We start from the raw sequence: 12295 nt of genomic DNA, 5'->3' as shown, positions 1-12295 counted from the left end.
GAATAGTCGAATCGGTGAGGGTGAAAACAGCGTATTATTATTGACTTTTCACAAGTGGAAACTATATAGTTCTAAAATAATGATCAAGATTTAAACTATCTGATGTATACTTTAGTAACATCATAAATTTGAGTCTTAATAGATGTGTAAATATTGAGATAACGGAGTGTTTCGATGGAAAACATGAAAGATCTCATTCTTTATTCCCAAGATGAAGGAATAGCAAAAATCACTTTAAATCGTCCTGAATCCTTAAATGCTTTGAACTTAGAACTACTTCTTAGCCTATCTGAAACCTTAGATAAAGTTAAGGTAGATCAGAATGTAAAAGCTGTAATTATAACTGGAGCTGGAGAAAAAATATTTTCTGTAGGTGCTGATATTAAGCTATTACACTCTTTAACTCCCCTTGAGGTAAGAGATCTAGCTAAACTTGCTGTCGAGATTACTCATAAAATAGAATCCTTGGGTAAAGTAGTAGTTGCTGCTATAAACGGCACAGCATTAGGAGGAGGACTTGAGATTGCAGAAGCCTGTATGCTGCGTATTGCAGCATCACATGCGCAACTCGGACATCCTGAAGTTCGGATTGGTGCAGTAGCTGGTTTCGGTGGTACCACTCGCCTACCACGATTAATCGGAAAGGGTCGAGCAGCGGAACTGTTACTAACTGGAAATTCTATCAACGCGGAACAAGCATATAATATGGGACTAGTAAACAAAGTAGTTGAACCTGGGAAATTACTTATAGAAGCCGAAAATATGATTCGAGGAATTTTATCCCAATCACCTATGGCAGTAAAATTGACTTGGGAGGCTCTGCACCACGGCCTAAATTTAACATTAGAAGAGTCTGCCCAACTCGATGCGAATTACTTTGGTTTAGTCGCTTCCACTGAAGACTTCAAAATCGGTACGAAATCCTTCATAGATAAGACAACACCGGTGTATAGTAAAATCACAAATAAAGAACACGTAATACAAGTCGCTGCACAATTATTTTTGAAAAATGGCAATACATCAATGGATGAAGTGATGAAAATAAGTAAAGTTTCGAAATCCAATATTTACTATCACTTCAAAAACAAGGAAGATCTTCAATTAGCTGTTGTAAAGTATTGGACTAGTTTATATGAGTCCTGTCTGATAGAAGCCTTAAAGCAAGATTATCGACCTGTCAGAGAGCGTTTAAGTGATTTTACTGAACTACTTTTAGGTGGCGTGATAGAAAGAAATGGAGTTGGGAATTGTCCCTTCATTTCTTTGTACATCCAGTCTTCTGAACAATCTTCTGAAATAAAGGATGCTATCACTCTATTTTTCCGTGAAATTGAACCGATCGTCATTAAAATATTTAAACAAGGGAAGGATAATAATGAATTCAATAAAACTGTTCACCCTAAACAGATGGCATTATTATTCTTAAGCACATTAGAAGGTTCTCTTATTCTCGGAGTAATGATGAAGGACCCTTTACTTATTAAACAAACAATAGACAACTTCTTTCTTCTTCTTGAGTAACATATTTCTCATCCGCTCACCTCTATATAAGCGAAATAAAAAACAGGCAATCCAGTCTGTTTTTTTTTGTATTCGGATTTTTTAGTGGAGACAAACTCAAAACATCTCACTTATAAATCGGAGAATATGGTGGTATTTTGCTAAAGACTTGATTTGTAGCAATATCTTAGTACAATGGTTTTATGACTACTCAAAAATCATTGAATAATGACCACAGGGTCAAAATGTTTCAAGCACTAGCTGATGAAACAAGATTGGAAATCATACGAGTTCTATACGCCAATAAGAAGGAGATGAATTGCGGGGAAGTTGGGGACATTTGCAATACTTCGAAGTCGAATACTTCGTATCATTTGCGTACTTTAAGGGAGGCGAAATTGATTAAGGTACGAAAAGAAGCTCAAACGAAGTATACGAGTATCGACATGGAGACCTTTGAATCTTACTTGCCGGGATTTCTTGATACGTTGTAGAAAGAAATTCTTTTTTTCTTCATTAGTTCAAAAGTTATTGTACAACGAAACTAGTGTCGATAGGAGAAGATGAATCTCATGATAAAGTTAACAGCTTTATTTTTTCTCATCATGTTTGTTATCGGTACAGATACATTTTTGATTTCTCCGCTCATCCCCACTCTTCAGAAATTGTTTCATATCCCGACCGAATATGCCGGTTGGATGGTCGGGGCATATGCGTTGGGATATGCCATATTTGCTCTGATAGCCGGACCGCTTTCCGATGGATGGGATCGCAAAAAAGTAATGTTTTCCGGCATGGTTTGCTTCTCGGTTTCAACCATTTTATGCGGCTTTGCGACAGGATTTTGGACGATGTTTTTATTCCGTTTTTTAGCCGGAGTCAGCGCAGCATTCACAGCGCCGCAAGTCTGGGCCTCTATTCCTGCTCTGTTCCCTGCGGCAAAGACCGCCAAAGTATCAGGAATCGTAATGGCAGGCTTGGCTGCTTCCCAAGCGTTCGGCATACCGATTGGAGGCATGCTTGCTGCAAACCATTGGTCTTATCCTTTTTTTGCAATCGGTGCATGCTCGTTGTTGGTGGCGATATTTATCCCTTATGCTTTACCCGAAATGAAACCGAATCAAGACCTAAGAACCAAGCTTCCGATATTTAAAAGATACGTCCCGCTATTGACAAGCCGAATCGTGAGAAGATCTTTCCTGGCTCATTTCTTATTTCAATGTGGATTTTTTGCTGCCTTTTCTTTCATTGGAAAATGGATGACGGACCGCTTTCACCTTTCGGTTGATCAAGTGGGGTACGTAATGTTTTTTCTTGGCCTAGGAAATATAGTGGGAAGCTTTAGCGGTGCTTATGTGATCAAAATGTTGAATCGTTTCAATACGATGGTTGTGGGCATTCTCGTCTCTATTGCATGTTTTATTGCTTTGCCTCACCTGCCATCGGTTGCGTCTTTCGAAGGGGTATACTTTTTCGTATTCGCAACCATGGGCATCGTCTTTCCGCTCATAATGGGAATGCTGAATTCATTAAATCCGACAATTCGTGGCACGATCTCTAGCTTGGCCAATTCGATCATGTACGCTGCGACAACACTCGGCTCTTGGTTCGCCGGCTTGATTTATGCGACATTTAACGGTTTTTTCGCCGTAGGCATATTTGCGGCTATATGCTTTGCCGGTTCGTTGTTCTCTTTTATAGCAAGTGGTATTTTGACTAATCACGCTAAAACAGAAAAAGATTATGCATCATAAATGCATACAAAAAAATAAAATGAATATTTTAAATCTTACGAAATTCAACATCCTAAGTATTAGTGAGAATGAATATGAATTTCTAATACAAGTAGTGACGAACTCTCCACCTTTAGCTTGCCCTCATTGTGGAAGCAAAGCGAACCTCTACAAGCACGGTAACAGAGAACATGTTTGTATGGACTTACCTATTCACGGTAAGCGTGTAGGGCTTCTCATAAAGCGCCAGAGGTATCGTTGTCGTGAATGCTTTCAAACCTTTTGGGAACGCTTGGACCACACCATTGACGCAAAGCGGAACTGTACAAAGCGATTGTTGTCCTACGTAGAGAAGGAAAGCCTTACTCGTACATTCGTCAGTATTTCAGAAGACGTGGGGCTTAACGAAAAGACGATCCGCAATATCTTTCGCGATTACATTAACCACCTCGAAATGACATTTCGGTTTGTGACACCTAATTGGCTTGGCATAGATGAAATTCATATAATCAAGCCTCGTTGCGTATTAACCAACATTGAAGAACGAACATTGCTGGACATTCTTCCTAATCGCAATAAGGAAACAGTTGTTGGATATCTCTCACGACTTCCGAACAAAGGGCGAATACAGTATTTCACGATGGATATGTGGAAACCGTATAGAGACGCTGTGAAGGCTGTATTGCCAAAGGCTACTATCATCATCGATAAGTTTCACGTTGTCCGTATGGCGAACCAAGCGTTAGAAACCATCCATAAACAGCTAAGAGAGGATTTATCACCAACGGAACGGCGTGGGCTCATGCACGACCGATTTATCCTTCTGAAACGCCATAAAGAGCTTACAGAGATGGATAAAATAACGCTTGACCTATGGACGAAGAATCACCCCACTCTCGGTATTGCGTATAACTTGAAGGAATCATTCTTCGATATTTGGGATTGCGATTCAAGACAAAAGGCATTCATCAAATATAACGATTGGAAAGCCAAAATACCGAAGGAACTCCAATCCGCTTTTGAGCCTCTTACAAAGGCCATGATGAATTGGGACGAAGAGATATTCGCTTACTTCGACCACCGCATTACTAATGCTTATACGGAGTCTCTGAACAGCCTTATCCCTGTCATTAACCGTTTGGGTAGGGGCTATTCATTCGATGCCCTGCGAGCCAAAATTCTTTTTACAGAGGGGCTTGCAAAGGATCGTAAGCCTAAATATCAAAAGCTTATGGATGATTACGAACTCCGAGACTACAACTTCCCGATGCTCGATAATATGCCTCCCGTCTGTGTGGTTCGTGAGCGTGGCGAACAGCTTCGTGGTATCTACATTTCCACCTTGATTGAAAAATTGGAGAAGGGCGAATTATAAGCCCTTTTCCACTATAATTTCCGAATCCCTTTTTTCTGTGAAAAACGGTCATGACCGTTTTGTTTAGTAATGTTCATTCCTAATAACAAGTAATATTTCATCTGCCTGCTTTCCGCTTCTGAGAGAAATTCTCCTCAAAGGTAAATGAAGTAGTACGATTTTTTTGTCTAAAGGGGGATTGACTCCGGAATGTTAGTACTTTATATTTCTAGTCATACACCAGGATTATCCATAACTCATTTTTTATAGTCTCAAGTAGTACTAAATGTTTCTAAAACACCGAGAGTTCTCAATACTTATCAAGTGAAAAAAATTTATAATAAGAGGTGATTATATTTTCGAGATTAAATTAGTACCATTTAGTTCCTGTAGCCTTACAAAAGAATGGAGAGATGTATGATGTCACATAATGATGTCGTTCTTTATTCGATTAAAAATCGTATTGCAACCATTGCGCTAAATAGACCTGAATCATTAAATGCTTTAAACCGAGAAGTACTTGAACAGCTTTCAGTTGTCTTAGAAAAAGCAAAAATAGACCAAGAAGTAAAGGCGGTTATTATAACAGGTACAGGAGAAAAAGTATTTTCTGCTGGTGCTGATATTAAATTCCTTAATTCCGCTACCCCTCTTGAGGTAAGAGATTTTGCAAAACTAGCTGTTGAAGTCACTTGTAAAATTGAATCCTTAGGTAAGGTAGTAGTAGCTGCCCTTAACGGATCTGCATTAGGAGGCGGTCTTGAAATAGCCGAATCTTGTATGCTTAGAATTGCTGTCAATCATGCTAGAATTGGTCATCCTGAAGTTCGTATTGGTGCGGTAGCTGGATTTGGCGGAATTACTCGATTACCAAGATTAGTGGGAAAAGGTCGTGCTGCTGAGTTATTACTAACAGGAAACTCTATAAGTGCAGAAGAGGCATATACGTTTGGTCTTATAAATAGGGTGGTGGAGCCTGAGAATTTATTGCCTGAAGCCGAGAACTTATTACAAGAAATCTTAGCTCAATCACCAATAGCCGTTACACTAACGTGGGAAGCCCTTCACCGCGGGCTAAATGTAACACTAGAAGAATCTGCACACCTCGGGGCCGATTTTTTTGGATTAATTGCATCAACAGAAGACTATAGAACGGGAACCAAAGCTTTTATTGAAAAAACCAAACCTGAATATAAAGGGAGATAGAATAGTAACGAATTGTTAAGGTTAGAGAATTCAGAAAAAACACTCATTAGTGAATGTTTCTTCATAATAACGATTTATAATCCCGCTACAAGAGAAGTTGTAGGCGAAATAACTTTTGGAGGTTGAGAAGAAACACGTAGAACAATACAAGAGGAGGAAACATAGCATGCTTGAGACCGTGCTCACGATCACTTCGATGCAGACGCCCGAAGAGGCTCGTGCCTTCAAAACACTTAACGAGGAATGGATCGCCCTCCTCTTTGCCATCGAAGAGGAGGACCGGGTTATCCTTAATAACCCAGTGGAGAACATCGTGAACAAAGGAGGAGACGTACTCATCGCACGCGATGGCGATTCGATCGTCGGATGCGTTGCACTCGTTCCGACTGGGGCAGGTGTGTTCGAGCTCTCGAAGATGAGCGTTACATCCAACTTGCGGGGGCGCGGATACGGACGGAGAATCATCCATGCCGCTATTAACCGCGCACGCGGGCTTGGCGCAACATCGCTCTTTTTGGGCAGTAGCACCAAGCTACCGAACGCTGTTCATCTTTACGAATCGGTTGGGTTCAAGCACGTTTCTGTTGAACAGATCGGGCCCATGCCCTATGTAAGAGCGGATGTGTTTATGGAGTTGGAACTAAAATGATTATGGAGACAAAATAGTGCCAACGTAGCTAATACTACCTGCAACGCATGGGGGATGATCAGGTTCCCGTGTCGGGAAATTCCTTTCGAGAAGATTCGTTAGATGGGTACGACAGGGGCGAATTGCTTGATCCAGGACGGAAGCAGTTGGAAGATGAGCTATAAGTGTTATTTGAACGAGGTTCAGGATGAGAGAGACCGTCTGCAGAGTTTTACGGGGGAATCTGTTCTCTTTCATGCGACAAAATTTGAATAATAACACCTCCACTAAGCTTTGCATCTATATTGCCGATTCATTTTTTTGAGACACGACGCTTGTTAAATCCGTTTGATAAAATATGGGATTCATTGCAAAGCTGAATCTGACTGATCAGTATCATTTTGGTATTGTCACGTTCGGGCTCACTACAAAGAATTTCAGTGGTGCAGGGGGATAAAGGTATGAGCAAAATTCAGGAGTTTAAAGTATTACATGAATCAAACGAGCTTTTATTGTTAGGAAATGCTTGGGACTTGTTTTCTGCATTGTCTCTGGAGAAAGCCGGATTCAAAGCTATCGGTACAACCAGTTGGGGAATAGCGAAAAGCTTGGGTTATCCGGATGGTGAAACAATTGAATTTGACACAATACTAAATCGCATAAAAACGATATTGGATCATGTAAACATCCCTGTTTCTGCCGACATAGAGTCGGGTTATGGAAAAGATGAGGAAACGATCGTCGAGAATGTATTGAAACTTGCGGATATAGGCGTTGCGGGGATTAATATAGAGGATTCTTGCAAGGATCAAGCAAGACTCAAACCATTGAACGAACAATGCAAGCTTTTATTGAAAATAAGAATGGCACTTGAGAAGAGCGGCTATAAAGATTTTTATATTAATGCAAGGACAGATACCTATAAGCTGAATATAAACCCGAGCAACGAAACGACGGTCCGGGCGCAAGCCTATGTGGAAAGCGGGGCAAGCGGAATTTTTGTTCCTGGATTGAGGGATGATAACGAAATCAAAGCGGCTGTAGCGCAAATTGCCGCTCCTCTAAACCTTATATCTGTGCCAGGGCTTACAAGTTGCAACAAGCTTCAGGAGCTTGGAGTCAAGCGGCTAAGTCTCGGGGGCGCCTTATATCGGAAGCTTCAAGCGTTATTGGACACGTGCACGGCTCATATTTATGAATCTCAGGATACGTCTTTGCTATTCGATTGAATGCAGAAAGGATAGCAAAATGGACGAGCTTCTACTACGCTATCGAAAAGCGATAACAGGTGGAATACAATCATCAACCGTAGAACAACTGCTGGGCATAAAACCTGTATCCATTGCCCCCGGTCAAGTCCTGTTTGAGATGAGGCGACCGAGGGCCACTCCAATCCCCAAGAAATTTGAAACTGATATGGAGTGGTACGATCAGGGCGGAAGCAAGGGTAATGAAGAAAGGACAAATCGTTGGATTCATTGATTGCAGTGTATTTGACGAGAACCAAAGTCTTGTGGCCTATGGAACATGTATTTGCATGATCCTTCGTAGAGATAAAACAAAGGGAAGGTAACAATGTTCATATGAATTAAGTCCCTTAATTGAAAAGTAATATAAAATCCTACACTCCCAAGAGCTTTGTACGGACCTGAACATCATTGGGAATTCCGGTCACTTCTTTTTACCCCCCGCAGTAAATCTAATATGTTATATAAAAAATGAAACGTGGATGATTAAAAATGCTTAACGAAATTGTAATTTATCAAAAAAAGCATCATGATAAATTGGTAGATATTTGGTATCGGGCCGTTTGTCAAACCCACAATTTTTTGACGGATAAGGATATTCAATTTTACCTTCACATAGTTCAAAATGGAGCTTTACAAGCAGTTGAGGTTTGGGTTGAATTGAATGGAAATAAAGAACCGACAGGATTTATTGGACTTGATGGAACGAAAATAGAGATGCTATTCGTCGACCCAGAATACCATGGACAGGGTATTGGAAGTCGATTAATGAAACATGCTGAAAAAATAAAAGGTTCCAATCTCCAAGTTGATGTCAATGAGCAAAATGAGGGAGCATTCGCTTTTTACAAATGGTATGGCTTTGTACAGATAGGACGATCAGAACTAGACGGAACAGGAAAGCCGTTCCCTTTACTTCATCTAGAACTAAAAAGTTGAGTAGGTTAACCACTTGTCTGGCTAAATCTTTTACCGTTACGGTTCAAGCTCACGCTAGGTGTTATCTACCTACTCGACGCGCTGGTCTACCTCTTACCCGATAGGAAGACACCTCGAGACTGCTTTAACGAGTAGTCTTTTCTTTTTGGTCTTTACATAGTTTCCCTCTGATTTAACATATTGAGTTGCTTTTTTATCACGATTGAGCTTGTGTTAAATAGGTTCATTTTTCAACTATCCTGCCAAATAGTAAACGAGGCTGCCGGATCATTATCCAGCAGCCTCAGATGTATTTGCTAAGCTATCGAATGTTAAATTGGAGCTAACTAATAATAGGAGTTACGCTAATTTATTGAACTAACGGGGATCGATACTTCAATAACAACAGCGGAAGTCTAAGACTTTATTTTTCAAGTCCTAGTTTGCCGCTGTTTGATTTTTTGTCCAGTCTAATACTTATTTTTAGATGGCTGGCGATTTTCAATCTAATAAACCGCGTTATATCAAGCACTCCAGTCTAAAACATTATTATCATCAGATAGCAAGAAGATCGTTCATATAGCTTGAAAACGTTCGGTGATACTTGAAGACTTCATGATCCAGAAAGTTGGTTTGCCGAATGCCCTCCTGCTGATAGTTGTCGACAGGCCAGTGCAAGCGTTCGCCCCCGGGTCCGTAATGCCAGTCCTGTTCAGCCAGAGCAGTGAAGACGGGATGCTCCACGGAGAAAACGAAGGAACCTCCAGGAGCAAGACAGTGATAAACACGTTGGCAAAGCAAGTCAAAGCGCTCCACATAATGGATGGCCAAGGAGCTGATAACGACGTCAAATTCCTCTGGAGCAAAATCAATGTCTTCAATCGGAAGATGCAGGTACTCGATGGCGGGATCTGTTGTCGTCTCTTTGGCACGCGCCAGCATTTTTTCGGAAAGGTCCACACCCACAACGGAGCGGGCCTGCTGCTCACGCGCATATCGGCAATGCCAACCGAAGCCGCAGCCTAGGTCGAGCACTTTTTTCTCGCGAAGGGAAGGCAGTAGCTCTCGAAACGCGTGCCATTCTCCGGCGGAGTTCAGTCCCTCAACCGAACGGGCCATTTGACTGTAGGTGGTGAAAAAACCTTGCTCATCGTATTTGTTCTGTTTCATCCGTTTAAAACCTCCTGGGTCGGGTCGTAGGCTTGGAGTAGTTCCCGCAGCGCTTTCTTGACGTCCCCCTGAAACGATCCACCGTGATAGCAAATCAACTGCTCGATGTCATAATCGAGCAAACGGCGGACAGAGCGAATCGCTTCCTGCATATCCAGCGTATAGGACGGATTGGCGATTTCGAGTCTACCATTTTCGATGACAACAGCATCACCGGCAATCAGTGTTTTGCTTGCGATCAAATACAATGAAATATGTCCTGGCATATGTCCAGGTGTATGAATGATCTCGATCCCGCCGCACAAAGGCAGGCGTTCGTGATTCGTTACGGTTCGATCAACCGCAGAGGGCTCGATGGACCGCAAAAAGCGAATAAATTCCTTAGCGTGCTGCTGTTCACCTGACGCCAGATGGTCCAGTGTTGCTTGCGCCTGTTCCAATCGCAAAGATGTCTTTTGTCCAGCGATGTACGGTGCTTCGGATTCGTAGGCGATGATTTCGAGGTGGGGATAGGTTCTTTTTAACGCTGCCAAAGAACCGATGTGATCCATATCGTGATGCGTCACAATGACCTTCGTAAGGTCGTCGAGCGTAAGCTGTTGCTTGTGTGCGGCCTCCTGAAGCAGTGGCAAAAAGTCAGGATAACCACAGTCCACAAGAATCAGTTCATGCTCATCTTGCAGCAGCACAGGGGTAATGACCTGTGCAAATCCATTGTACATAAACGAAATGGCGAGAAAGTGAATCTGGTTCATACGTTGTCCCTCCTGACTGACTCATCTTAAAAAGGAGTGTAACGCAAGAGTAGAGCAGACACACGGTCGACCTTTTCTCTGTCTCATTTATGTCCACGAATAATGCGCCGAATACTGTGTTCGGTCAAGTAATGTTTCTGGGCGAGCATTTTAACAGAAGCCCCTTCGCGATAGGCTTGCCAAATCGCTTGATTACGCTCGCTTAGCAATTGCTTTGTGTCTGTGGACGCGCCCCATTGTCGTTTGTTTTCGTGGTGGATCGGGATGTACAAGTAACTTCCTTGTACGTAATGCTGAATTTGCCGCAGTAGATCGTCTGGCAATAGTTCTTGTGCATTTTTGTATTTCATGTGCTTTGCTCCTGTCTATATAGCGTGATGTGCGTATATAGATGAGCAAAGAGATCCTCAACTCAATATGGGAAAGGCTCTGAACCAAGAGAAAGAAGAACTCTTTGCTCAGAGCCGCATTCGGCTCTTCGTACATAAGGGTCTCGCATTTGAATCATCTCCCTTCTTTTCTCTATAGTAGTGAGAAAGGGAAGCTCCTTCAATAAACAACTTTTCCTCGATTGCAAAAGAAAGGGTAAGATGAGAGGGATGCATAATTGTTTTTGGGATGGAGATGAGAAATAAATGAGTCTTGGCGGCTTTCAAAGCGGCTTTTCCGCTCGCAAGGTATCACGTTCGGAAGTGCGGTGGGGACAGTTTTTAATATGCAATCACGGGTGTGAGGAAGTCATCCAATTGATTTCGTATGTATCTGGTGAAGTCGAATTTGAGCTATGCAAAATTGAGGCAGAGCGCATGGCGCATGTTCTGTTAGAAGCTTCGAAGACAGAGCGCTTATGACATGTACTTTTCATAAATTTCTTGAAACTTATAGCCCCCTCTCTCGTATACATGAATGAGCATGTATAGATAGAGGGAGGACGAGTATGAGCGACAAAAATGTTGTAAAAATGAGTCCCTTTCAAGCAGGAGGAAAGCTGATCGCAACGATTGTGATACTGGTTGCGTTGGTCTTGCTTGGCACGCAATCTTTTACGATTATTTCCGCAGGGCATAGTGGGGTTGTGCTGCAACTGGGAGCGGTACAGCCAAAAGTGTTACAAGAAGGCATGCATTTTAAAATTCCGTTCATTCAAACGGTGGTGCCGATGGAAGTGCGGGTGCAAAAATCAGAAATGAGCCAGACTTCTGCTTCACGTGACCTGCAAACCGTCTCTACGACAATTGCTGTTAACCATCATTTGGATGCAGAAAATGTCAATAAACTGTATCAGCAAGTGGGATTGGAGTACAATAGCCGAATTGTTGATCCTGCCATTGCCGAATCATTTAAAGCCGTGACTGCTCAATACACAGCAGAAGAACTGGTATCCAAGCGTTCCGAGGTCAGCCAAAAGGTAAAAGAAGTCTTGCATAAAAAGCTGTCGAATTATAACATCATCCTCGACGAAATCAATATTCGCGAGTTTACTTTCAGTGATGAATTCAACCGCGCCATTGAATCCAAGCAGGTGGCCGAACAGCAAGCGCTCAAATCGAAGCTGGACCTGGAGCGGATCAAGATCGAGAAAGAGCAAGAAATCACGAGAGCAGAAGCACAGGCACAAGCACTGCGTCTGCAAAAGCAAGAGGTTACGCCAGAGCTGATTCAGCTCAGACAGATTGAGGCGCAACTCGAAGCGATACGCAAATGGGATGGAAAGCTGCCGAGCGTAACGGGTGGAGCTACTCCGTTTATCAACGTGGGTACTAAGTAACCAAATAAATAAACAA

General features: G+C 42.2%; 12 protein-coding genes and 1 pseudogene. 10 read left to right on the top strand and 3 right to left on the bottom strand.

The annotated features are described in order from the left end of the window. The first annotated feature begins 174 nt into the window (after positions 1-174). From HP570_RS29870 to HP570_RS08460, 8 genes are all read left to right on the top strand, one after another. A complete protein-coding gene (locus HP570_RS29870; protein ID WP_217364560.1) occupies positions 175-1521 on the top strand; it encodes an enoyl-CoA hydratase-related protein in 1347 nt (448 codons plus the stop codon). Positions 1522-1703: 182 nt separating this feature from the next. Further along, positions 1704-1994, top strand: a complete 291-nt coding sequence (locus HP570_RS08490; RefSeq protein ID WP_173625445.1) for an ArsR/SmtB family transcription factor — start codon at positions 1704-1706, stop codon at positions 1992-1994. A 78-nt stretch (positions 1995-2072) separates the two neighbouring features. Then, positions 2073-3254 (top strand): MFS transporter, encoded by a 1182-nt coding sequence (locus HP570_RS08485; RefSeq protein ID WP_173625444.1) that lies wholly within the window; start codon positions 2073-2075, stop codon positions 3252-3254. Between the two features lie 19 nt (positions 3255-3273). Further along, positions 3274-4608 carry an ISL3 family transposase gene (locus tag HP570_RS08480; protein WP_173625708.1) on the top strand — a complete coding sequence of 445 codons (1335 nt, stop codon included), beginning with the start codon at positions 3274-3276 and terminating at the stop codon, positions 4606-4608. Positions 4609-5004: 396 nt separating this feature from the next. After that, positions 5005-5793, top strand: coding sequence for an enoyl-CoA hydratase/isomerase family protein (locus HP570_RS08475; RefSeq protein ID WP_254495130.1), 789 nt, complete (start codon positions 5005-5007; stop codon positions 5791-5793). 166 nt (positions 5794-5959) lie between these two features. Continuing rightward, positions 5960-6442 (top strand): GNAT family N-acetyltransferase, encoded by a 483-nt coding sequence (locus HP570_RS08470; RefSeq protein WP_173625443.1) that lies wholly within the window; start codon positions 5960-5962, stop codon positions 6440-6442. Between the two features lie 440 nt (positions 6443-6882). Next, positions 6883-7650 (top strand): isocitrate lyase/PEP mutase family protein, encoded by a 768-nt coding sequence (locus tag HP570_RS08465; protein ID WP_173625442.1) that lies wholly within the window; start codon positions 6883-6885, stop codon positions 7648-7650. 510 nt (positions 7651-8160) lie between these two features. Continuing rightward, positions 8161-8607, top strand: a complete 447-nt coding sequence (locus tag HP570_RS08460) for a GNAT family N-acetyltransferase (RefSeq protein ID WP_173625441.1) — start codon at positions 8161-8163, stop codon at positions 8605-8607. A gap of 540 nt (positions 8608-9147) precedes the next feature. Here HP570_RS08460 and HP570_RS08455 read toward each other — a convergent pair. The 3 genes and pseudogenes from HP570_RS08455 to HP570_RS08445 all read right to left on the bottom strand — a co-directional run. Next, a pseudogene (locus tag HP570_RS08455) lies at positions 9148-9756 on the bottom strand (class I SAM-dependent methyltransferase); the annotation flags it as partial. Continuing rightward, positions 9753-10511 carry an MBL fold metallo-hydrolase gene (locus HP570_RS08450; protein ID WP_173625440.1) on the bottom strand — a complete coding sequence of 253 codons (759 nt, stop codon included), beginning with the start codon at positions 10509-10511 and terminating at the stop codon, positions 9753-9755. The pseudogene HP570_RS08455 and the gene HP570_RS08450, both read right to left, overlap by 4 nt. Positions 10512-10594: 83 nt before the next feature. Continuing rightward, entirely contained in the window at positions 10595-10861 is a 267-nt protein-coding gene (locus HP570_RS08445) for a CD3324 family protein (protein ID WP_173625439.1), read from the bottom strand. A gap of 285 nt (positions 10862-11146) precedes the next feature. On the opposite strand from HP570_RS08445, the gene HP570_RS08440 reads away from it, so the two are divergent. Together HP570_RS08440 and HP570_RS08435 are read left to right on the top strand one after the other, a co-directional pair. Then, on the top strand, positions 11147-11362 hold the full coding sequence (locus HP570_RS08440) for a hypothetical protein (RefSeq protein WP_173625438.1): 216 nt from the start codon (positions 11147-11149) through the stop codon (positions 11360-11362). Between the two features lie 86 nt (positions 11363-11448). After that, on the top strand, positions 11449-12279 hold the full coding sequence (locus HP570_RS08435; RefSeq protein WP_012685219.1) for a prohibitin family protein: 831 nt from the start codon (positions 11449-11451) through the stop codon (positions 12277-12279). The last annotated feature ends 16 nt before the right edge of the window (positions 12280-12295 follow it).

The sequence above is a fragment of the Brevibacillus sp. RS1.1 genome (assembly GCF_013284365.1).
In the GTDB taxonomy this organism is placed as follows: domain Bacteria; phylum Bacillota; class Bacilli; order Brevibacillales; family Brevibacillaceae; genus Brevibacillus; species Brevibacillus brevis_D.
The sequence above is the reverse complement of the archived record's forward strand: the minus strand, read 5'-3'. Positions and strand labels throughout refer to the sequence as shown.

Bases quoted from the DNA above. Each gene is read 5' to 3' on its own strand.
- HP570_RS08480 (WP_173625708.1), top strand. From the start codon at position 3,274: ATGAATATTTTAAATCTTACGAAATTCAACATCCTAAGTATTAGTGAG.
- HP570_RS08490 (WP_173625445.1), top strand. From the start codon at position 1,704: ATGACTACTCAAAAATCATTGAATAATGACCACAGGGTCAAAATGTTT.
- HP570_RS08435 (WP_012685219.1), top strand. From the start codon at position 11,449: ATGAGCGACAAAAATGTTGTAAAAATGAGTCCCTTTCAAGCAGGAGGA.
- HP570_RS08445 (WP_173625439.1), bottom strand. From the start codon at position 10,861: ATGAAATACAAAAATGCACAAGAACTATTGCCAGACGATCTACTGCGG.
- HP570_RS08440 (WP_173625438.1), top strand. From the start codon at position 11,147: ATGAGTCTTGGCGGCTTTCAAAGCGGCTTTTCCGCTCGCAAGGTATCA.
- HP570_RS08470 (WP_173625443.1), top strand. From the start codon at position 5,960: ATGCTTGAGACCGTGCTCACGATCACTTCGATGCAGACGCCCGAAGAG.
- HP570_RS08475 (WP_254495130.1), top strand. From the start codon at position 5,005: ATGATGTCACATAATGATGTCGTTCTTTATTCGATTAAAAATCGTATT.
- HP570_RS29870 (WP_217364560.1), top strand. From the start codon at position 175: ATGGAAAACATGAAAGATCTCATTCTTTATTCCCAAGATGAAGGAATA.
- HP570_RS08465 (WP_173625442.1), top strand. From the start codon at position 6,883: ATGAGCAAAATTCAGGAGTTTAAAGTATTACATGAATCAAACGAGCTT.
- HP570_RS08450 (WP_173625440.1), bottom strand. From the start codon at position 10,511: ATGAACCAGATTCACTTTCTCGCCATTTCGTTTATGTACAATGGATTT.
- HP570_RS08460 (WP_173625441.1), top strand. From the start codon at position 8,161: ATGCTTAACGAAATTGTAATTTATCAAAAAAAGCATCATGATAAATTG.
- HP570_RS08485 (WP_173625444.1), top strand. From the start codon at position 2,073: ATGATAAAGTTAACAGCTTTATTTTTTCTCATCATGTTTGTTATCGGT.